This is a genomic window from Exiguobacterium oxidotolerans JCM 12280 (assembly GCF_000702625.1).
Lineage (GTDB): Bacteria > Bacillota > Bacilli > Exiguobacteriales > Exiguobacteriaceae > Exiguobacterium_A > Exiguobacterium_A oxidotolerans.
The window spans coordinates 360302-383648 of the sequence record NZ_JNIS01000001.1 but is presented as its reverse complement, the minus strand read 5'-3'; the positions used below and the strand labels follow the sequence as shown (position 1 = coordinate 383648).

The 23347-nt window shown below is 46.7% G+C and carries 19 protein-coding genes and 1 pseudogene; all 20 read left to right on the top strand.

The window, feature by feature from the left end; genetic code table 11:
* The 20 genes and pseudogenes from flhB to P403_RS0101945 all read left to right on the top strand — a co-directional run bounded on the left by flhB (position 1) and on the right by P403_RS0101945 (position 23230).
* Positions 1-1092, top strand: coding sequence for a flagellar biosynthesis protein FlhB (flhB, locus tag P403_RS0102040; RefSeq protein ID WP_029330781.1), 1092 nt, complete (start codon positions 1-3; stop codon positions 1090-1092).
* Between the two features lie 14 nt (positions 1093-1106).
* Positions 1107-3131, top strand: a complete 2025-nt coding sequence (flhA, locus tag P403_RS0102035) for a flagellar biosynthesis protein FlhA (protein WP_029330780.1) — start codon at positions 1107-1109, stop codon at positions 3129-3131.
* Between the two features lie 3 nt (positions 3132-3134).
* A complete protein-coding gene (locus P403_RS0102030) occupies positions 3135-4181 on the top strand; it encodes a flagellar biosynthesis protein FlhF (protein ID WP_029330778.1) in 1047 nt (348 codons plus the stop codon).
* The gene (locus tag P403_RS0102025; RefSeq protein WP_034800809.1) at positions 4181-5032 is read left to right on the top strand and encodes a MinD/ParA family protein; all 852 of its coding nucleotides are present in this window, start codon (positions 4181-4183) and stop codon (positions 5030-5032) included. Before P403_RS0102030 ends, P403_RS0102025 begins: the two co-directional genes overlap by 1 nt.
* 21 nt (positions 5033-5053) lie before the next feature.
* A pseudogene (locus P403_RS15935) lies at positions 5054-7050 on the top strand (chemotaxis protein CheW).
* 11 nt (positions 7051-7061) lie between these two features.
* On the top strand, positions 7062-7490 hold the full coding sequence (locus P403_RS0102015; RefSeq protein ID WP_029330774.1) for a chemotaxis protein CheW: 429 nt from the start codon (positions 7062-7064) through the stop codon (positions 7488-7490).
* On the top strand, positions 7483-8091 hold the full coding sequence (locus P403_RS0102010) for a chemotaxis protein CheC (protein ID WP_029330772.1): 609 nt from the start codon (positions 7483-7485) through the stop codon (positions 8089-8091). Before P403_RS0102015 ends, P403_RS0102010 begins: the two co-directional genes overlap by 8 nt.
* Positions 8084-8566 (top strand): chemotaxis protein CheD, encoded by a 483-nt coding sequence (locus P403_RS0102005; RefSeq protein ID WP_029330771.1) that lies wholly within the window; start codon positions 8084-8086, stop codon positions 8564-8566. The genes P403_RS0102010 and P403_RS0102005 overlap by 8 nt, the downstream gene beginning before the upstream one ends.
* A 13-nt stretch (positions 8567-8579) precedes the next feature.
* Positions 8580-9353, top strand: coding sequence for a FliA/WhiG family RNA polymerase sigma factor (locus P403_RS0102000; protein WP_029330769.1), 774 nt, complete (start codon positions 8580-8582; stop codon positions 9351-9353).
* Positions 9354-9364: 11 nt separating this feature from the next.
* Positions 9365-9796 (top strand): hypothetical protein, encoded by a 432-nt coding sequence (locus P403_RS0101995; protein ID WP_029330767.1) that lies wholly within the window; start codon positions 9365-9367, stop codon positions 9794-9796.
* 129 nt (positions 9797-9925) lie between these two features.
* A complete protein-coding gene (rpsB, locus tag P403_RS0101990; RefSeq protein ID WP_012370721.1) occupies positions 9926-10660 on the top strand; it encodes a 30S ribosomal protein S2 in 735 nt (244 codons plus the stop codon).
* Between the two features lie 82 nt (positions 10661-10742).
* Complete coding sequence (tsf, locus tag P403_RS0101985; protein WP_029330763.1) at positions 10743-11624, top strand: translation elongation factor Ts; 882 nt, start codon at positions 10743-10745, stop codon at positions 11622-11624.
* A gap of 110 nt (positions 11625-11734) precedes the next feature.
* Positions 11735-12454 (top strand): UMP kinase, encoded by a 720-nt coding sequence (pyrH, locus tag P403_RS0101980; protein ID WP_029330761.1) that lies wholly within the window; start codon positions 11735-11737, stop codon positions 12452-12454.
* A 1-nt stretch (position 12455) separates the two neighbouring features.
* Positions 12456-13013: a ribosome recycling factor gene (frr, locus tag P403_RS0101975; protein WP_029330759.1), complete on the top strand. Its 558-nt coding sequence runs from the start codon at positions 12456-12458 to the stop codon at positions 13011-13013.
* Positions 13014-13097: 84 nt separating this feature from the next.
* Positions 13098-13835 carry an isoprenyl transferase gene (locus P403_RS0101970; RefSeq protein ID WP_029330752.1) on the top strand — a complete coding sequence of 246 codons (738 nt, stop codon included), beginning with the start codon at positions 13098-13100 and terminating at the stop codon, positions 13833-13835.
* Between the two features lie 19 nt (positions 13836-13854).
* Complete coding sequence (locus P403_RS0101965) at positions 13855-14655, top strand: phosphatidate cytidylyltransferase (protein WP_029330749.1); 801 nt, start codon at positions 13855-13857, stop codon at positions 14653-14655.
* A gap of 12 nt (positions 14656-14667) precedes the next feature.
* Entirely contained in the window at positions 14668-15822 is a 1155-nt protein-coding gene (locus tag P403_RS0101960) for a 1-deoxy-D-xylulose-5-phosphate reductoisomerase (RefSeq protein WP_029330747.1), read from the top strand.
* A gap of 13 nt (positions 15823-15835) precedes the next feature.
* Positions 15836-17077, top strand: coding sequence for an RIP metalloprotease RseP (gene rseP, locus P403_RS0101955; RefSeq protein WP_029330745.1), 1242 nt, complete (start codon positions 15836-15838; stop codon positions 17075-17077).
* A 30-nt stretch (positions 17078-17107) separates the two neighbouring features.
* Complete coding sequence (locus tag P403_RS0101950) at positions 17108-18808, top strand: proline--tRNA ligase (protein WP_029330744.1); 1701 nt, start codon at positions 17108-17110, stop codon at positions 18806-18808.
* A gap of 150 nt (positions 18809-18958) precedes the next feature.
* Positions 18959-23230 (top strand): PolC-type DNA polymerase III, encoded by a 4272-nt coding sequence (locus P403_RS0101945; RefSeq protein WP_167331099.1) that lies wholly within the window; start codon positions 18959-18961, stop codon positions 23228-23230.
* The last annotated feature ends 117 nt before the right edge of the window (positions 23231-23347 follow it).

Here is a 23347-nt window from a genome sequence, read left to right as displayed (position 1 = left end):
ATGAATACATATCGTTTAAAACTCGACCTCCAGTACTTCGCTGGTGAAAAAACAGAGAAAGCCTCACCGCGTAAGCGGGATGATTCGAGAAAAAAAGGGCAAGTCGCAAAATCCGCTGATTTAACGAGTAGTTTAATGTTATTCGCGATGTTCCTCGTCTTGTTTTTCTTTGGACCGTTTCTCGGCAAACGTTTCGTCTTGGTTTTAGAAAATGGATTGAGTGCAAGGACCGTCCTTGTTGCAGTAGAGGAAGGGCGTGTCGAGCAGATATTAATTGAGATGTTAGGGCAAATGGCGATTCTCGTCGCCCCGTTTTTTTTAACGGCTGTCACCATCGGGATTTTAGGAAACTTCGTGCAGATTGGTGCTTTACTCAGTGCAGAATCGATTCAACCAAAGTTAGATCGAATCAATCCACTCCAAGGAGTCAAACGCATCGTCAGTATGAAAGCACTGATCGAATTTTTAAAGTCTGTTTTTAAGTTACTTGTCATCGGGATGACGAGCGGGACGATCTTATGGAACAACAAAGTCGAAATCTCACGGTTGACGTCTGAGCCGATTGGAGATGCGTTAGCCATCATTGGTCATTTGACCTTTTTACTGGGTCTCTCGGTCAGCATCGCGTTGATTGCACTTGCCGTTTTAGATTTTGCCTATCAAAAGTTTGATTTCGAAAAATCGATTCGGATGAGTAAACAAGACTTAAAAGACGAACATAAGAACACGGAGGGTGACCCTCAAATCAAAGGTAAAATCAAACAGCAACAACGAGAGATGGCGATGCGACGGATGATGCAAGAAATACCGAATGCAGACGTCGTCATTACGAACCCGACCCACTATGCAGTTGCCATTCAATACGATGATGGAAAACACGCGGCACCAATCGTCGTCGCAAAAGGTGTGGATGCTGTCGCATTCCGTATTCGGGAGAAGGCGACAGCAGCTGACATCCCGATCATCGAAAATCGTCCGCTCGCACGGGCCTTATTCGCAAAATCAGAGATAGGTATGGCAGTGGATGAATCATTTTATCAGGCACTCGCTGAAACACTCGCCTTTGTCTACCAAATGAAACAAGCAAAATGAAAGGATGGAGCATCATGACTATTTCAACAAGAGATCTTTCCGTACTACTGGGCGTCATCATGATCGTCTTCATGCTGGTCATTCCACTGCCAGGCTTTTTACTCGACTTTTTAATCATCATCAACATCTTGATTGCTTTGATGGTCTTACTCGTTTCGATGAACGCCAAAGAAGCATTGGAATTTTCAGTTTTCCCAACTTTATTGTTAATCGTCACCCTGTTTCGTCTCGCATTAAATGTCTCGACGACCCGCTCGATTCTCTCGAACGGGAATGGGGGCGAAGTGATTGAAGCATTTGGGAGCTTCGTCGTCGGCGGGAACGCACTCGTCGGGTTCGTCGTCTTCTTGATTCTCGTCTTGATCCAGTTTCTCGTCATTACGAAAGGATCAGAACGGGTTTCGGAAGTATCGGCTCGATTTACACTGGATGCGATGCCAGGGAAACAGATGGCGATTGATGCCGATTTGAACTCCGGCATGATTGATGAACTTCAGGCACGGACACGCCGGCAAAAAATCCAATCCGAAGCCGACTTTTACGGGGCGATGGATGGGGCGTCGAAGTTTGTAAAAGGAGACGCAATCGCCGGCATCATCATCGTCATCATTAACTTGATTTTCGGGATGGTCATCGGAGTCGTCCAACAAGGCTTACCGATGACAGAATCAATCAACTTATATACGCTCTTGACAGTCGGAGATGGATTAGTCAGTCAGATTCCAGCGCTGTTGATTTCTGTCGCAACCGGGATTATCGTCACACGCTCGACATCGGACGGCAATCTAGGTGAAGACATCATCGGTCAGTTAACGCGGACGCCATTGCTCGTCATGATTGGGGCAGGCGCGATTTTCTTACTCGGTCTGTTCACGGCGATTCCAGACTATGTGACAATTCCTGTCGCAGCAGCAGCCGGCTTCTTTGCTTGGCAACTGAGACGAACGCCAAAAGCGACCACGGAAGAAGTCGCCGTCGAAGAAGAATCGACGGAGAACCTACGTTCAAGTGAATCGGTCATTTCGCTTTTAAATGTCGATACGATTGAGTTTGAATTCGGTTATGGATTGATTCCACTTGCTGATGAAGCACAAGGTGGCGATTTACTCGACCGTGTCGTCATGATTCGTCGCCAGTTAGCATTGGAACTTGGTTTCGTCCTCCCGACCGTTCGGATTCGCGACCACTTACAACTCCCGCCGAATCATTATCGGATTAAGATTCGCGGTAGTGAGATGGCGACGGGAGAACTCTTGCTCGATCATTATTTAGCAATGAGTCCCGGAGTCGATGATCCTGAAATCCAAGGCATCGAAACGGTCGAACCAGCGTTTGGAATGCCAGCGCTTTGGATTGATGAAAAGACGAGAAGTCGGGCAGAAATGTCTGGTTATACGGTCGTCGATCCACCATCCGTCGTCGCAACGCATTTAACAGAGCTGCTTAAAAAACATGCTGCAGACTTGCTGGGACGAGAAGAGACGAAGCAACTCGTTGATCACTTGAAAGAAACACATCCAATTTTAGTCGATGAAGTCACGCCGCAACTCTTAACGATTGGAGAACTGCAAAAAGTCTTCGTTCAATTACTAAAAGAAAAAATATCGATTCGCAATTTACCATTGATTTTTGAAACACTAGCTGATTATGCGGCCGTGACGAAAGATAGCGAATTGCTTGCTGAGTACGTCCGCCAAGCCTTATCACGGCAAATTACGGAACAGGTGCTGCAAGGGGACGTCTTACACGTCGTGACGGTATCGAGTGAAATGGAAATCGATATTCAGTCCGCGATTCAAAAAACAGAGTTCGGAAATTATCTTGCGCTTGACCCGGAAAAAGCGACACGGTTCATCGAGTCGTTTAATGAACTGTCGTCAGAGTTCGAGCGTTACGGAGTACAACCGATCATCTTGGCCTCACCAAGCATTCGGATGTTTGTTCGTCAGTTGACGGAGCGCTATTTCCCAGATGTACCTGTCCTGTCATACAACGAATTAATTCCGACGATTGAAGTCAAGAGCATTGGGGTGATTTAATACATGATGGTTAAAAAAATTATTGCAAATTCATTTAGTGAAGCAATGGAACTTGTCAAACGTGATTTAGGCGAAGAAGCGATTATTTTAAATACACGACATATCAAAGTGGGTGGACTCTTCGGATTGTTTGCACAAAAAAAGGTCGAACTCGTTGCTTCTGTTGACGAACATCCAATCATTCATGAAAAAGATGTCCAGCAACCAGCTCCTAAACGGACCCCACAGCTTAAGAAAACGATTGAAATGCCAGTCCCGAAAATCATTTCGTTTTCCTCTCGCCGTTTACCGGAAGAGTTAGGGGCATATGAAGCGATTTTGTCCGAACCGGCTTTACAGGCACGGGTGGAGCAATTGCACGACGTTTTGTTATCGACGTATTACAAAACAGACGATCTTGAACAAGTTCAACAAGCGTTCGCCCAAACGATTGAACATGAGTTACAAGTAACGACCGTGACATCACGTTATGTGATGTTGACAGGACCGACAGGGGTCGGCAAGACGACGACAATCGCTAAACTTGCTGCTTACTACCGATTGACGGAAGGTAAGACGGTTGGATTGATTACAACGGATACGTACCGGATTTCGGCAATCGAACAGTTGCAAACCTATGCTGAAATCATCGATGTTCCGCTACATATCGCCTACGATTTAGCAGAGTTTGAACGAGCGAAAGAACAATTAGCAGATTGTGACATCGTTTTGATTGATACAGCTGGACGAAACTTCTTGGACGCAGGTTACATCACACAGCTTGAATCACGTCATGATTTTTCAAATACGGATGTTTTTCTTGTTTTAAGCTTAACGGCAAAATACCGGGACTTAGAGCAGATTAGACGACGTTTTGAACAAGTTCCACTCAACGGGTTTATCTTTACGAAAGCAGATGAAACGACGGAGTTTTGGTCCATCTACGGTCTAGCCGTGAAAGCGAAGCTGCCGGTGCTCTGCATCACGACGGGGCAAGAAGTACCAGAAGATATCACGTGGGTCAATCAATCCGACATGTCTCGAATGATTGTAGAAAGAGGGGGCAGGTGATGCGAGATGATCAAGCGCGTGTCTTACGTTCAAAAGTGTCAGTCAAAGAAACAAAAACGATTGCGATCGTCAGTGGTAAAGGGGGCGTTGGAAAAACGAACGTCGCCGTAAACCTGGGTGTCGCCTTATCGCTTCAAGAAAAACGTGTCCTCATCATCGATCTTGATATCGGGATGGCGAACGTCGGGGTGCTGTTAGGAAAATCATCGAAGACGTCGCTCATGGATTGTGTCAAGCGTCGTGAATCCTTGGCAGATGCAGTGGTTGAAGTTTCACCAACCTTACATTTCATCCATGGTGGAAGTGGTTTTACTGAATTAACGAATTTAACGGATCCGGATGTTGCGTTCATGATGAAAGAATTTCGTTTTTTCTATGAATACGACTTTGTCATCCTCGACCTGGGTGCTGGAGCAACACACCAAACATTCGATTTCATTAGTAGTGCCGATGAAGCCTGGCTCGTTGTTACACCAGAGCCAACATCGATCATGGATGGTTATGCGTTCGTTAAATTGTCGCACCATCATGCAACGGAGTTACCGATCGGTGTCATCGTCAATCGTGCGATGAACGGTGAAGAGGCACTCGAAACATTTGATCGTCTCGAACTTGTCAGTAAACAATTTTTGAACAAACCTTTACGATTCGCTGGGTTTTTACCAGATGACCCAACAGTCGTCAGAGCCGTCAAAGCACAAAAACCGTTCTATCTTTTTGATCGGACGAGTGATGTTAGCTGGCGACTCGATCATATTACCACCGCATTAACAGGTCTTCGCGTGCAGGAACGGAAATTTTTAGATCGATTGGTAAGTCGCTTGAAAAATCGAAACAATCGTGTGCGCTAATCATGAAGGAGGGTATCACCAATGGATTTAAATGAATATTTAGGATTGTTTCTAGACGAATCGATTGAACATTTGCAAGCTATCAATTCAAGTCTGCTCATTTTTGAACAGCGTCTCGATGATGAAGCCGTCATCGATCAGATTTTCCGCTCTGCCCATACATTAAAAGGAATGTCCGGTACGATGGGGTACGATGCCATCGCGGATTTAACACACGAAATGGAGAGTGCGCTTGACTTAGTGCGCTCAAAGACGCAACCTGCTACACCAGAGCTGATTGATGTTTTGTTCATCGCGGCGGAACAACTCGAAACGATGGTTGAGGACATCAGTCAAGGTGGAACCGGAAAGCTCGACGTGAAAGAAACGGTCGTACGTTTAAAACGATTCATTCAAGCAGAAGAAACTGCTGTAGAGACGACTGAAGAAGCGACGGCTGTGGCGACGAAACGTAATTTTGAATGTGATGTCTATTCAGAGTCTGTCGTTAAACAATCGATTGCGTCCGGTTACCATGCATACGTCATCACGGTCGAACTATCGGCAGATGTCATTTTAAAAGCGGCGCGTGTCTACATGGTGTTCGACCGTCTTCAAAGTCTAGGCGATGTCATCCTTTCGAATCCGACTTCAGATGAATTAGAGCAAGAACAATTCGAAACGAGCTTTGATGTCTTGTTCGTCACGATGAAATCAGAGGAAGAAGTGACTGAAGGCATCCAGTCAGTGTCGGAAGTGGCACACGTCTCGATTCAGCCTTTTGAAACAACGATAGAAGCCGAAGTTGCGACATCCACGTTAGTTGAACCTAAATCAACAGTCGAGCCAGAAACGAAAGTCGTCAGTGAAACAACAGACGTAACAGCACCAGTCGCCTCGAAAACGATTCGTGTCAACTTGGAACGAATTGACCGTTTGATGACTTATTCGAAGAATTCATCATTGATCGTGGTCGTTTAGAACGAATTGCTGCCGAAGTCGGTTCATCTGAATTGACGGAAACCGTCGAACGTATTAAACGCGGCACGAATGAATTACAATCGCTGGTCTTGACGTTACGCATGATGCCGATTGAACAGGTCTTCAATCGTTTCCCACGGATGGTCCGATCGGTTTCAAAAGATGTCGGTAAAAATATTAAATTGCATATCACGGGTGCAGAGACGGAGCTTGATCGAACAGTGATTGACGAGATTGGTGATCCACTCGTTCATTTAATCCGTAATGCCGTCGATCATGGCATTGAAAGCAAGACGGATCGAATTTTGGCCGGGAAACCAGTCGAAGGCAATCTGTCGTTACGTGCTTATCATTCTGGAAACCGGGTTTTCATTGAGATTGAAGATGACGGGGCAGGAATCAACCATGAGCGGGTCACACGGATTGCGATTGAGAAAGAGTTGCTAACGGAAGAAGAAGCTGCTGTTTTAACACCGGAAGAAGCGTCGATGTTACTATTTGCACCAGGCTTCTCAACGGCAGAAACAGTAACCGACTTGTCGGGACGTGGCGTAGGTCTTGACGTCGTCAAATCGAAGATCGAGTCGCTCGGTGGCGAAGTTTTCGTCGAGACGAAACGTGGCGAAGGGACAATCTTTAGAATCAGTCTTCCATTGACGCTCTCAATCATTTCCGCGATGCTTGTTGAGCTCGGTCAAGAAACGTATGCGATTCCGCTGACGGCAATCATCGAAACGACATCGCTTCGACAAGATGCCATCTTACAAGCGCATCGTGAAAAGGTGTTTGATTTCCGTGGACAACTCGTTCCATTGATTTCGTTGAATGAAGTGTATGGTCTTCCACAAGTAGAAGCAGAAGCCTACTCAGTTGTCGTCGTTCGAAGTGGTGAAAAATTAGCCGGACTGATGGTCACTGAATTAATTGGTCAACAGGAAATCGTCATGAAGCCGCTCGGAAGTTATTTGGAAGGAATTCGCGCGATTTCTGGCGCGACGATTCTTGGAGACGGTCAAGTCGCGTTAATCATTGATAGCAATGCACTGCTACGAAAGTGAGGGAATAGATAATGGAACAAAAATGGGTCGTTTTTCAACTGGAACAAAATGCTTACGGGATTGATGTTCAATCTGTCCGCTCCATCGAACGCGTGATTCCGATTACACGAATCCCGAACGCTGCACCTTACGTAAAAGGCGTCATCAATTTGCGCGGGGTCGTGACACCGGTGATTGACTTACGGACACGTCTTGGTTTTGAGGAAATCGAAGGAACGGAAGAAACACGAATCATCATCGCGACGCTCGAACATGGAGATGCCGGGTTCATCGTCGATCGGGCGAACGAAGTCGTCGAAGCAATCGATGTCCGGATTGAACCGTTGACTGATCAAAAACAAGAAGAAACCAATTATTTGACAGCAATCGCTAAAGGGGAAGATCAATTGTTCTCCTTACTTGAGCCGAACCGTTTATTCGAGGACATCGTTCATGCTTAATCGGATGGAACAGGACATTTTCAAGGAAGTCGGAAACATTGGGGCAGCGCACGCAGCTACGGCATTATCGACACTTCTTGGACAGCCTGTTGAAATTGAAGTACCGTCAGCAGAACTCGAACACTTTTCGACGATTATTGATCGTGTAGGCGGAGCGGAAGCTTACACAGCTGGAGCCTTACTTCGCTTTACAGGAGATATCAAGGCGTCTCTACTCTTTTTGATGCCGCTCCAAGATGCGGAAAAACTGATTTCTCAGTTGATGCAACAGCCGTTTCAGTTTTTTTCGGAACATCATGCGATCGGTGTTTCCGCTTGGGAAGAAATCGGCAACATCTTGATCGGCGCTTACGCTCGCGCGATTTCTGACTGGCTAGATTTATCCGTGCATGTGACGGTTCCTGCCTCCGCTTTTGATATGGTTGGAGCAATTTTGGAAGTTGCCTTACTTGAGTCGACAAAATTTGGTAACATGGCAGTATACATCGATACGCGTCTTTCAAGTTTAGGTAACGACTTAAACGGTCATTTATTATTACTGCCAGAAGCAGATGCTTTTGCAGCGGTCTTTCAACGATTGGGTGTGGAAGTTGATGGATGAAGTCATTCGGATTGGAATAGCGGAATATGCCGTTAGTCGAAAACCGGTCGTCCTTCGTACTGCAGGATTAGGTTCCTGTGTCGGCGTCATCATTTATGATCAAGAACGTGGTCTATCGAGCATGGCACATGTCATGCTTCCAGACTCGGCAATCAGTCGCGATATCACCGTTGAAGTCGGGAAATTCGCAGATACTGCAGTAACTGAGCTTGTAAAGCGCTTACGACAAGGTGGCGCGATTCGGTTACGGGCAAAGATTGCCGGGGGAGCGCAAATGTTTCAATTCAAATATGAACATGAATCGATGCGTATCGGTGAACGGAACATCGCTGCTGTGAAAGCAGCATTGCAACAAGCGAAAATCCCACTCGTCGCGGAAGATGTTGGTGGAACGAACGGTCGGACGATCGAGTTCCATTCAAGCTCTGGTCGTCTCGTCATTCGGACGGTCAACGTCGGAACGCTGGAAATTTAGAGGAGGAATGGTCATGCGTGAGGAACTACAACAACTTTGGGATAAATGGCTATCGACGCGCGATATAGCGGTAGCTGACCTATTACTTCTGAATTATGAACCTCTAGTTCAATACCACGTTCAACGTCTTAGTGCGACACTTCCGAAAAGTGTCGATCGTGATGAGTTAAAAAGTCTTGGTATGATGGGTCTATACGACGCACTGCAAAAGTTCGATCAAAATCATAACAATAAATTCGATACATACGCAGCCTTTCGAATTCGTGGAGCCATTTTAGATGGATTAAGAAAAATTGACTGGCTGCCACGCTCTTTGCGTGAAAAATCGAAACGTGTCGAGGCGGCCGTCGAAATTCTCGAGCAGAGCTTACAACGGACGCCGACGCTTGATGAAGTATCGTCCATCGTCGAAATGAGTCCGGACGAAGTCAAGACGGCGCTTGCAGAAAGTTACTTTGCGAATGTCCTCTCAATCGACGAGGCGGTGACGCTCCAAGATGAGGGAAAAGCAATGGCCGTATCGTATCTCGACCCGGAAGCAGCGACGCCGGAAGATACGTTACTGATGCGTGAATTGATTTCGAAGCTTGCAGAAGAAGTCGAGCAACTATCGGAAAAAGAGCAATATGTTGTGTCCCTTTTCTACTTTGAAGAACTGACGTTAACGGAAATCGGAGAAGTGCTAGGATTGTCGACTTCACGGATCTCACAAATCCACTCGAAGGCGTTACGTAAATTAAAGCAAGCGCTAGGAAGTGCCTATTTGTCTGATCGTGTCGCGATGTGAAAGGAACTACTATGACAATTTTTTATATTTTACTGGCGGCGCTCGTTAGTTATGGTCTGTTGCTTCTATTTAAACAACAAGCATTGCTAAAAGATCGTGTGACCGATCTTGAACGTCAAAAACAAGAGACAGAAGAAATCTTGCTTCGCTTCATGGAACAAGTGAACGGATTGGCTGAACGCGAGGAGCAACCGACTGCTGAGGCTGCTCCTACTCAGTCCTCATATGAAACGGTCGTCAGTCCTGATGTAACAGAACTTCCACAGTTCGAACAGGCGCAGGAAGAATCGGCTGAATCCGTTCAGCCAGTACTGACAGATGTGAAAGATCAACTTGCGGCGGGGGCCGATCTGGATCAACTCGCGCGTTCTTTAAATCGAGGAACGGGTGAAGTGGCGTTGATTGCGAAACTTTCTTCAAAAACGAAGGTTGCCCGACGGTAAAGTTTATGCTATATTAGTCTACGGTGTTAATTACGCACGCATGTATCGCCGGCTGCGGTGCCTTTAATAGGTTAGCTGGGACAACGATCATCGCGGAGGACATCCAAAACCCAAAAGGAGGAATTCATCATGGCAGTAATCTCGATGAAACAATTGTTAGAAGCTGGTGTACACTTCGGTCACCAAACACGCCGTTGGAACCCAAAAATGGCAAAATACATCTTCACAGAACGTAACGGAATCTACATCATTGACCTACAAAAAACGGTTAAAAAAGTAGACGAAGCTTACAACTTCATCCGTGAAGTAGCGTCTGAAGGCGGAAATGTTCTTTTCGTTGGTACGAAAAAACAAGCTCAAGACACTGTGAAAGAAGAAGCGATCCGTGCTGGTCAATACTTCATCAACGAACGTTGGTTAGGTGGAACACTCACGAACTTCTCTACAATCAAAAAACGGATTAACCGTTTGAAACAACTCGAAAAAATGGAAGAGAACGGTACGTTCGAAGTTCTTCCTAAAAAAGAAGTCATCATTCTTAAAAAAGAAATGACTCGTCTTGAGAAATTCCTCGGCGGTATCAAAGATATGCCAGGCGTTCCAGATGCACTCTTCATCGTTGACCCACGCAAAGAGCGTATCGCGATTGCAGAAGCACACAAACTCAACATCCCAATCGTTGCGATCGTTGATACTAACTGTGATCCAGACGAAATCGACTACGTCATCCCAGCGAACGACGATGCGATCCGTGCAGTCAAATTGCTCACTGGTAAAATGGCTGACGCAATCCTCGAAGTTAAACAAGGCGAAGATAACGTAGCACCTGAAACTACTGAAGAAGTAGTAGCAGACGCTGAGTAATTCGTGATGCCAGGTGATAAAGGGAATTGACCTTTTATCACCTTTTTTTTGAAAATAAGGACGTTATAAGGAGGAATATCGAATGGCTATTACAGCAGCAATGGTAAAAGAACTTCGTGAAAAAACAGGTGCAGGTATGCTCGACTGCAAAAAAGCGCTCGTTGAAACGGATGGGGATATGAACGCGGCAGTTGATTTCTTGCGTGAAAAAGGGATCGCAAAAGCAGCAGCTAAAGGCGATCGTATCGCAGCAGAAGGTTTGACAGCAGTCGCAGTTGACGGAAACAAAGCAGCACTCGTCGAAATCAACTCAGAAACAGACTTCGTTGCAAAAAACGAACGTTTCCAATCACTCGTTCAAAACATCGCGGATGCAGTTCTCCGTAACGGTTCTGAAACGGCTGAAGCAGCTCTCGCTTCTGAATATGAAGCGGGTAAAACAATTGAAACGTATATTTCTGAAGAAGCTTCTACAATCGGAGAGAAAATTTCACTCCGCCGTGTAGCACTCTTCACGAAAGAAGACAACGCAGCGTTCGGTTCTTACCTCCACATGGGTGGACGGATCGGTTCTGTCGTCGTCATCGAAGGAACAACAGACGAAGCAGTCGCGAAAGATGTTGCGATGCACATCGCGGCAGCACGCCCACTTTACGTCGATCGTTCTTCTGTCACAGAAGAAGAAAAAGCACGTGAAGAAAAAGTTCTTACAGAGCAAGCAATCAACGAAGGCAAACCTGCTAACATCGTTGAAAAAATGATTGCTGGACGTATGAACAAGTACTTCGAGGAAATTTGCCTCGTCGACCAAACATTCGTTAAAGACCCAGACTTCAAAGTTGGTAAATACGTAGAATCTAAAGGCGGAAAAGTCGTTTCATTCGTACGCTTCGAAGTTGGAGAAGGTATGGAAAAACGTGAAGAAAACTTCGCTGAAGAAGTTATGAACCAACTTAAAAAATAAGAATCAGGATTTCCTGATGACAAGAGAAGGAACACGTATGCTTCAATCCACTTTCGTGTGGAAGTGGTTCGTGTTCCTTTTTTACGGAATTTAGCAAGGAGGACGTAGTCATGCAACCGAAATATAACCGGATTGTGTTAAAATTGAGCGGAGAAGCGCTCGCAGGTGATCAAGGGTTCGGAATCAACCCCGTAATCGTCAATTCAATTTCTCAACAGATTCGTGAATTGGTAGAATTGAATGTACAAGTTGCCGTTGTTGTAGGTGCAGGTAACATTTGGCGTGGTAAAACAGGGGCAGAACTTGGAATGGACCGGGCAAATGCCGATTATATGGGGATGCTTGCGACGGTCATGAACTCGCTCGCATTACAAGATAGCTTAGAGTCAGTAGGCGTTGAAACGCGCGTTCAGACTTCAATCGAAATGCGACAAGTTGCTGAACCGTACATTCGTCGTCGTGCGATGCGTCACTTAGAAAAAGGGCGGGTTGTCATTTTTGCGGCCGGAACGGGAAATCCGTACTTCTCGACAGATACGACAGCAGCGCTTCGTGCCGCTGAAATTGAAGCTGAAGTCATCTTGATGGCGAAAAACAATGTCGATGGCGTGTATTCGGCTGATCCGAACGTGGATCCGGATGCGAAGAAATTCGAAACATTGTCTTACCTCGATGTCTTAAAAGACGGCTTGCAAGTCATGGATTCGACGGCAACGTCACTCTGCATGGATAATGATATTCCGCTCATCGTTTTCTCATTGATGGAAGAAGGAAATATTAAACGCGTCGTCGTTGGCGACGAAATCGGAACACTCGTAAGGGGGAAATAATATGTCACAGCAAATCATGAAACAAGCCGAAGATCGGATGGAAAAAGCGCATCTTTCACTTAAAAAAGAACTTGCGACACTCCGTGCTGGTCGTGCGAACGTTGCAATCCTTGACCCTGTTCATGTCGATTACTACGGTTCACCGACACCACTTAATCAAGTCGCGAACGTCAATACACCGGAAGCGCGCCTCATCTTAATCACACCTTGGGATAAATCGATGGTTACAGAAATCGAAAAAGCAATCCAACGTGCAGATTTAGGATTGGCACCATCTTCAGATGGTACAGTCATTCGCTTAGCGATTCCACCACTGACAGAAGATCGTCGGAAGGAACTCGTTAAGCTCGTCAAGAAGTATACAGAAGAAGGCAAAGTTGCGTTACGTAACATTCGCCGTGATACGAATGAGCAACTGAAAAAAGAAGAAAAAGATGGCGCGTTAACAGAAGATGACTTACGTGGTTACACGGAAGACGTCCAAACATTAACGGATAAATTCGTCAAAGCGCTTGATCAAACGGCGACGGATAAAGAAAAAGAAATCATGGAAGTATGACGCAAAATGTCGTCATGTTGGGGACTCTTTGTCACACGAAGAGTCCCTTTCTTCTTATAAATGAATGAGGGGAGGAAGAAGTACATGTTTCAATGGTTAAACCAGACAAAAGAAGTGATCGAACAACACGTACCTGATCACATCGCGATCATCATGGATGGAAATGGACGTTGGGCAAAAAAACGAGGACTTCCCCGCATCATGGGGCATCGTGAAGGGATGAAATCAGTTCGCGAAGTCGTCCGTGTCGCCAATGAGTTAGGGGTAAAGAGTCTGACCTTATACGCTTTCTCGACCGAAAATTGGACGCGTCCTGAAGAAGAAGTCAGTTTCTTGATGAAGTTGCCGGCTCAATTTTTAGAGTCGGATTTAAAAGACTTGAATGAACGCAATGTCAAAGTAGAAGTCGCTGGTGAAATATCGCGTTTACCCGTCTATACACGGGAGGCAGTTCAACAAGCGAAACAGGATACAGTTGACAATACTGGACTACGGTTAATTTTTGCATTAAATTATGGCGGGCGAGATGAAATCGTTCAAGTCATGCAAAAGATTGCTGAAAAAGTACAAGCCGGACAACTGCTTCCGACTGAGATTACAAATGAGGTCATCGAACACGAATTGATGACGGGTTCCATGACAGATGTCGATCTCGTCATACGAACGAGCGGAGAACAGCGGTTATCGAATTTCTTGTTATGGCAAGCAGCCTATGCGGAGTTTTACTTCACCGATGTCTTGTGGCCGGAATTTCGACGGGAACAATTTTTGACAGCAATCGAGGATTACAATCAACGGACACGCCGATTCGGCGGCGTCTGACTAAACGAGGACATAGCTTATGAAAACGCGTATTATTACAGGGGTTTGGGCAGGTGCCATCTTTTTAGGGTTACTTTACTTAGGTGGTCTTCCATTTCTTGCCTTCATGGCAATCTTAACAGTGATCGGTTATACAGAACTCGTCAAGATGAGACAACTGAGCTATTCGTCGATTCCCGTTCTCTTGTTCGGGATTGGGACATTGCTTCCCTTCATTCGTGTTTATGAATTAACGAGTGAACAAACAGTGGTAAGCGGATTATCTCCACTTGCTTGGGGAATGCTGATTATTTTAGTCGGTCTATTTTGGACTGTATTTTCAAAAAATGTGTTCACGTTTGACGACGTGGCTTTTTTGCTACTAACGAGTGTTTATGTTGGTGTTGGTTTTGCATCGTTTGCGTTCATCCGTTTACTGGATAATGGTCTGACGTTATCGCTGTTAATCATTCTTTTGATTTGGTTCACAGATTCAGGGGCCTATTTTGTCGGGAAACGTTTCGGCAAAACAAAACTATGGCCGGCAATCAGTCCAAATAAAACGATTGAAGGGGCAGCAGGTGGAATTTTACTCGCGGTACTTCTTGGTGTGATTTTTGAAGCGATTACACCGACAATCGGGTATGCAGAAGTCGTTTTATTAGCATTGATCGTGGCTGTCGTCGGTCAACTGGGTGATCTCGTACAATCAGCATACAAACGACATTATGGCGTGAAAGATGCCGGAAGTTTACTTCCAGGGCACGGTGGGATTCTTGATCGTTTTGATAGCATGTTAATCGTCTTTACGGTATTGATCACACTCGGCATCTTCAGTTGAGGAGGAAGTTACATGAAGAAAGTCAGTATTATTGGGGGAACAGGTTCAATCGGGACACAGACGCTGGACGTCATTGCCGCCAATCCTGAACAGTTTCAACTCGTCAGTTTTGCGTTCGGGAAAAATATTGACGTTGCAGTTCCATGGTTGAATCGTTTACGTCCGATGCTCGTCTCCGTCATGGACGAAGTGACGCGCGGACAGTTGCAAAAGCTACTCGACTATCGTCCGACAATTTTGACGGGCGATCAAGGCTTGATTGACGTCGCGACAATGGAAGAAGCAGATATCGTCATCACGGCAGTTGTCGGTGCCGTTGGTCTCCGTCCGACGCTCGCAGCGATTGAAGCAGGAAAAACGATTGGTCTTGCGAATAAAGAAACCTTGGTCACTGCTGGACATCTTGTCATGAAAAAAGCACGTGAAAAAGGTGTTGCTATCTTACCTGTCGATAGTGAGCATGCAGCGATTTTCCAATGCTTGAATGGAGAACGACGTGAAGATGTCCGTCAAATCATTTTAACGGCATCTGGCGGTAGTTTCCGTGACATGACGCGCGATCAATTGGCGGATGTTACGGTCGAGCAAGCGCTCAACCATCCGAACTGGTCGATGGGGGCGAAAATTACGATTGATTCTGCAACGATGATGAATAAAGGATTTGAAGTCATTGAAGCCCACTGGTTGTTTGATGTTGCGTATGAAGAAATCGATGTCGTCATTCACCGCGAATCAATCATTCACTCGATGGTCGAGTTCAATGATGGTGCCGTCATGGCACAGCTCGGTATGCCGGATATGCGTGAACCGATTCAATATGCTCTTACATATCCGTCCCGCCTTGAAATCAAAGGGGGAGAACGGTTAAACTTAAAAGAAATCGGACGCTTGAACTTTGCTGAAGCTTCATTTGAACGCTATCCCTTATTACGCCTTGCTTTTGAAGCGGGTAGTGCAGGGGGTTCGATGCCTTCAGTACTTAATGCCGCGAACGAACAAGCCGTTGCCCGCTTTTTAAAAGGGGAAATCAGCTTTTTAGAAATCGAAGTGAGTGTTGAAGCTGCGTTACAGGCGCATGAACTGATCAACGATCCGTCCTTGGATCAAATTTTAGAGGCGGATCGCTGGGCACGTGCGTTTGTCGCGTCACTTTCACTCGCTAACTAAGGATGGGATAGCAATGACGACCTTTATTTCGATCGTATTGATGTTCGGTGTACTTGTTGCCGTACATGAATGGGGTCACCTCGTAATGGCGAAGCGCGCGGGAATCCTTTGCCGGGAGTTCGCGATCGGCTTTGGACCGAAAATCTTCTCATTTTTCAAAAATGAGACATTGTATACAGTTCGCCTCTTGCCAATTGGCGGATATGTTAAGATGGCTGGCGAAGAACCAGAGTTCGTTGAAGTCAAACCCGGTCAGGCTGTTGGCTTAGGAATGAACGAGGGACTTGTCGACACGATTTATTTAGATGCAAGCCATCCGAAGGCGGACCAAGTCGTGACGGTCGAACGGATTGATTTATTGCACAAGTTAGAGCTCGTTGGATTACAAGATGAAGTCTCGACACGATACGATATTTCAAAAACCGCCTTCCTCGTCGAAGGGCAGACACGAACACAAATTGCGCCGTACGACCGGACATTTGGTTCGAAATCCGTTTTTAAACGGGTACTTGCGATTGCTGCCGGACCAGCGATGAACTTTGTTCTCGCCTTCATCATCTTATTTGGATTGGCGTTGTACAACGGTTCTCCAACAGGTGAAAGTGTCATCGGGACCGTTCAAAAAGGTTCGCCGGCGGACCAAGCAGGACTCGTCGAAGGCGACCGAATCGTCTCCGTCAACGGAGACGAGACGACAAAATGGGAAGACCTTCGCGCTGGCTTCCAAGATGAAGCTGGAAAAGAAACGACCGTCGTCTATGAGCGGGATGGTCAAGAAACAACAACACAAATCACGCCGAAAATTCAACAACAAGGCGATCAAAAAGTCGGAATCATCGGTGTGACGAATGAGACGGAAAAGTCGTTCGGGACGGCACTCGAAACGGGTGTAACGGAAACATGGCGGATGTCGACGTTAATTGTGGGCGCAGTCGGTGACTTAGTGACGGGGGTCGTTGGTGTCGATCAACTATCAGGTCCTGTCGGGATCGTCAAGATGACGGACCAGGTAGCGGACAGCGGATTTTCGATGCTCTTGACGTGGACAGCTCTATTGTCCGTCAACTTAGCGGTCTTTAACTTATTACCACTACCCGCACTTGACGGTGGTCGATTACTCTTCCTCTTCCTCGAAGCGTTACGCGGCAAACCGGTCGATCCGCAAAAAGAAGGGCTCGTGCACTTCGTTGGATTTGCACTGCTCATGCTATTGATGCTCGTCGTCACATGGAATGACATCCAAAAGTTCTTTTAATCTTTCAATCAAAGGGGTTCACGACTCATTATGAAACAATCGAAAATGTTTATGCCAACATTGCGTGAAGTACCATCAGACGCAGAGGCTATTAGCCATCAACTTTTATTGCGTGCAGGTTTTGTCCGTCAAAATGCAGCAGGGATTTACTCATACTTGCCACTAGCGAAACGTGTCTTAGCGAAGATTGAGACGATCATTCGTGAAGAGATGGATGCAGCAGGGGCACAAGAGTTATTGATGCCAGCCATTCAACCGGCAGAGCTATGGGAAGAAACAGGACGCTGGGACATTTACGGACCAGAATTGATGCGCTTGACAGACCGTCATGATCGACGGTTCGCGCTCGGTGCGACACATGAAGAATTAATTACGTCAATCGTTCGGGATGAGTTGAACTCGTACAAAAAATTACCGGTCAATCTGTTTCAGATTCAAATGAAGTATCGTGATGAACGTCGGCCCCGGTTTGGTCTCTTGCGTGGACGTGAGTTCATCATGAAAGATGCGTATTCGTTCCATGCGACACAAGAAAGCTTAGACGACGAGTACCAAAACATGTTTGAAACATACAACAAAATCTTTACGCGTGTCGGATTAGAGTTCCGCCCTGTCGTCGCCGATTCAGGTGCGATTGGTGGAAGTGGCACACATGAATTCCATGCACTTGCAGCAATCGGTGAAGATACGATCGTTTATTCCGATCAGTCGGATTACGCGGCAAACCTTGAGATGGCAGAAGCTGTTGACGCGTACGACGTACAAGACAAAGCACCGGAAGCACTGGAAACCGTTAATACAGGAGAAGCAAAAACGATTGAAGCGGTAGGTGAGTTCCTGCAGGTACCGGCAACCGAATCAATCAAGACGGTCGTCTTCAAAACGGAACAAGGTCTTGTCATGGCCCTCGTCCGCGGTGATCACGAAGTCAATGACATTAAATTGAAAAACTACCTTGGTGCGCTTGATATCACGATGGCTTCTGATGAGGAAATCGAACAGGCACTGCATTCGAAACCGGGCACGCTCGGTCCGATTGGGGCAGACATGCAGGTCGTGGCGGATTATGCTGTCCGTGCTTTGACGAACGCAGTTTGTGGAGCGAACAAAGCGGAAACGCATTACATTCATGTAAATCCAAGTCGTGACTTCGAAGCGGAATATACAGATTTACGCTTCGTCGAAGAAGGCGATGCTTCACCAGACGGCGAGGGGCACGTCAAGTTCGCACGCGGGATCGAAGTCGGACAAGTCTTTAAACTTGGAACACGTTATTCGGAAGGGATGGGTGCAACCTTCCTTGACGAAGGTGGAAAAGCACAACCCCTCATCATGGGTTGTTACGGCATCGGTGTTTCACGGACACTTTCTGCCGTCGTCGAACAGCATTATGATGAGCGTGGTATCATTTGGCCGAAAGCGATTGCTCCGTATGATGTGCACTTGATTGCCGTCAATGGGAAAAACGCTGAGCAAATGGAAGTGGCAGAAAATGTCTACCGTCAACTGACGGCTGCTGGATTTTCTGTTCTGTTTGACGATCGGAAAGAACGGGCTGGCGTGAAATTCGCAGATGCTGATTTAGTTGGCTTACCTGTTCGAATCAACGTCGGGAAAAAAGCGGCAGACGGAATCGTTGAGCTGAAAGCCCGCCGCGGCGGCGAAGCAGAAGAAATTGAACAAGGAAATCTCGTTCAGGCTGTTCGTTCGCTTTATGAAGGTTTAGAATAAGTAATGGGAACGGTCACTTAAAACGTTTAAGTGACTGTTTTCTTGTCTCACACCCATTCGCCCCTTGGGCAATCTGCAAGAGGAGGAGGAGTTGCTGTCACGGTGTGATGCGATAGGACAGCACAATTGCGAGTGGATACACAACAACGCATGTCGCTTTTAATGAGTGACTTAGATTTACCGACAGGAATTACTGAAGAATATTTTACGGGGGCTACCCTTGAGAAGCTCCGTGTCAATAAAAGCAATTCGACGTGGACGTTCCAAATTCGAATTCCGAAGATTTTGCCGCAAAACGTCTATCAGATGTTTTTCAGTCGTTTGACGAGTCGTTATCAACAATTTGCGGAAGTCAAATTGATCCTCGTCTCGGACGATCGTCCGGAAAGCAAACTTTTCATCGACTACTGGCCGTACGTCGTTCAGGACTTAGCTGATGCGTCTGCAGCGATGCGGACCCAGCTCAGTCGTGTCTTGCCAGAGTTTAGGGAAAATAAACTGTTCATCCCTGTTCGGAGTGAACCAGAAGCTGGTTTCTTAAAGAATGATCTGTGTGGAGAGATGCAATTATTATACGGTGCCTATGGATTTCCGAAGTTTGTTTGTGAACCGATTGTTCAGATGGATCAATCGACGCAAGAGGCGTTACGTAATCAAGTCAAACAAGAGGACATCGAGGAAGCGAAACGGATGCTCGAGCTCCAATTCAAACGGGAGCAGTCGCGCGATGATGATGAGGGGCCGGTCGACATTCGGATCGGGAAACCGATTCAAGATGAAATCGTGCCGATCAAGACGATTCAAGATGAAGAACGTCGGATTGCGATTCGGGGACTTGTATTCTCAGCAGAGAGTCGGGAATTACGAAGTGGAAAAACGATCTTTACGTTCAAATTGACCGACTATACCGATTCACTTGTCGTCAAGATGTTCGCTCGTGACGAGACCGATGTTAAAGTACTGTCGGCAATCAAAAAAGGCATGTGGATCCAGGCAGCCGGACGAGTCGAACTCGATACGTTCCTCCGCGACCTCTGTATGATGATTGCCCAACTGTCGGAAGTGAAAGTCGAGCTTCCGGGTGATCCGTGGACAGGCGAGAAGCGTGTCGAATTGCATGCGCACTCGCAAATGAGTCAGATGGACGCCGTCATGAACGTAACGAAATATGTCGAACGTGCCGCAGCTTGGGGGCACCCTGCTGTCGCCATTACCGATCATGCCGGGGCACAAAGTTTCCCGGATGCCTATTATGCTGGAAAGAAAAATGACATCAAGGTGTTATACGGAATTGAAGCGAATGTCGTCAACGATGGTGTCCAAGTGGCATACAATCCAGTCGACAAAAGTCTCGAAGAAGCGACGTTCGTCGTCTTTGACGTCGAGACGACCGGACTATCGGCGATGTACAACAAAATCATTGAGCTCGCGGCAGTTAAGATTTACGACGGGGACGTGATCGATAAATTCGAGGCGTTCGCTGACCCAAAACACTTATTATCTGCGACGACGATCGATTTGACGGGCATCACCGATGATATGGTCCGCGGGAAACCGGACCCAGAACAAGTCGTTAAAGAATTCATGGACTGGGCGGGGGATTCGATTCTCGTCGCCCACAACGCGGCCTTTGACATCGGGTTTTTGAATGCGACGCTTCGTTCGGGTGAACATGACGAATCGACATTGCCTGTTATCGATACGCTGGAACTGGCACGTGTCTTGATGCCGACGCTGAAGAATCACCGGTTGAATACGCTCGCGAAACGGTTTGATATCGAACTGACACAACATCACCGGGCGATTTATGATGCGGAAGCAACCGGCTACTTGATGTTGAAGTTATTGCAAATGGCAGATGAAATGTTCAACATGACAACGCACTTGTCGCTCAACCGGGAGATGGGAAAAGACATTTCGCGGACGCGTCCATATCACGCGACCGTCTACGCGAAAAATCGGACAGGCTTAAAAAATTTGTACCAGCTCATCTCGCTTGCGCATACGAAACACGTCCATCGTGTCGTTCGGACGCCACGTTCGCAGCTCGTTGCGCACCGGGAAGGTTTAATCATCGGCTCTGCGTGTGATAATGGGGAAGTGTTTGATGCGGCGCTCAATAAATCGGATGAAGATTTAGCGAAGGTCATGCAGTTTTATGATTTCATCGAAATTCAGCCACCGGCGATGTACGGACATTTAATTGAACGGGAAATCGTTCAGAATGAACTCGAACTTCGTGAATTGATCAAAAAAGTCATCCGGGTGGCAGAAGAAAACGATATCCTGCCGGTCGCGACAGGGAACGTACATTATCTCGATCGCCATGATGCGACGTACCGTGAAGTTTTGATTCGGACGCAAGGTGGGGCAAATATGCTCAACATGCGGAAACAGCTTCCCCCGGCTCATTTCCGGACAACGCAGGAAATGATGGAAGACTTCCGGTTCCTTGCACCGGATCTTGCAGAACGTCTTGTCGTCACGAATAGTCAGAAAGTCGCTGAGATGTTCGAAAACATCGATATCATCCCGAAAGACCTGTTTACACCGAAGATTGACGGTGCCGATGATGAAGTCCGGAACCTATCCTATGACATGGCACATAAAATTTACGGCGAGACGTTACCGGAAATCGTCGAAGCCCGACTCGAAAAAGAATTGAAATCAATCATCGGTCATGGCTTTGCCGTCATCTACTTGATTTCGCATAAACTTGTAAAAAAATCGCTAGATGATGGGTATCTCGTCGGTTCACGTGGTTCGGTCGGGTCGAGTCTTGTCGCGACGATGACAGAGATCACGGAAGTCAACCCGTTACCGCCGCATTACGTCTGTCCGAACTGTCAAGAATCTGAATTCTTCGATGATGGATCGGTCGGATCGGGATTCGATTTACCGGATAAGGAATGTAAGACGTGCCAAATTCCGTTGACGAAAGACGGACATGACATCCCGTTCGAAACGTTCCTTGGGTTCAAAGGGGATAAAGTACCGGATATCGATTTGAACTTTAGTGGGGAGTATCAGCCGAAGGCCCATGCCTATACAAAAGTTTTGTTTGGTGACGACTATGTCTACCGGGCAGGGACAATCGGAACGATTGCCGAAAAAACAGCTTACGGATATGTGAAAGGCTATCAATCGGAAAATGATTTGAATTACCGCAACGCGGAAGTCGACCGGCTCGTCAGCGGGGTGACGGGTGTCAAGCGGACGACCGGACAGCACCCTGGGGGAATCATCGTCGTACCAGATTACATGGACATCTATGATATCAGTCCAATCCAGTTCCCGGCCGACGACATGGGGTCGGAATGGAAAACAACACACTTTGACTTCCACTCGATTCACGATAATCTACTGAAACTTGATATTCTCGGACACGATGACCCGACGATGATTCGGATGCTGCAAGATTTATCCGGTCGTGATCCGAAAACGATTCCCGTCGATGACGCCGAGGTCATGAAAATTTTCAGTTCGACGGAATCGATTGGTGTTACACCAGAACAAATCGATTCGAAAACCGGAACGCTCGGGATTCCGGAGTTCGGGACGAAGTTCGTTCGACAGATGCTTGAAGAAACGAAACCGACGACGTTCTCGGAACTCGTTCAGATTTCCGGACTATCACACGGAACGGACGTGTGGCTCGGAAACGCCAGTGAGTTGATCTATAACGGAACCTGTGAACTGAAAGACGTCATCGGCTGCCGGGATGACATCATGGTCTACTTGATTTATGCCGGTCTTGAGCCGTCGCTTGCCTTTAAAATCATGGAGTCTGTCCGTAAAGGGAAAGGACTCTCGATTGAGATGGAAGAAGCAATGATTGAAAACAGTGTACCGCTTTGGTACATCGACTCCTGCAAAAAGATTAAATACATGTTCCCGAAAGCCCATGCTGCAGCTTACGTCTTGATGGCGGTCCGGATTGCCTATTACAAAGTTCATCATCCGATGTACTACTATGCGTCGTACTTTACGGTCCGGGCGGGTGACTTTGACATCGGAGCGATGAACAAAGGGACAGCTGCCGTCCGAAAAGTTTTACAAGATATCAAAGATAAAGGATTCGAGGCGACGGCGAAGGATAAAGGACTCTATACGGTTCTTGAAATTGCGCTTGAGATGATTGAACGTGGCTTTACGTTCCAAAAAGTCGATTTGTACAAGTCGAGCGCAAGTGAATTCTTAATCGAAGGGGATTCGCTGTTACCACCGTTCGACGCTGTGACCGGACTCGGAACGAACGCGGCAAAACAAATCGTCGAAGCTCGTAAAGGTGGCGAGTTCCTGTCGAAGGAAGATTTACAGAAACGTGCCAAATTATCGAAAACGATTATCGAAACGCTCGACAATCTTGGTTGTCTCGAAGGTCTTCCAGACGAGAACCAGCTTTCGTTGTTTGACCTGTAAAGCCGGGCGGAGACTTGCTTAGAGCGGTTCATTATGCTATATTAAGTGAGGAAATGTTTTTTATACTACGACTTGGAAGGAGTAGGGGGACCTGCTCCTTTCTTGTTTGTTTTTTGA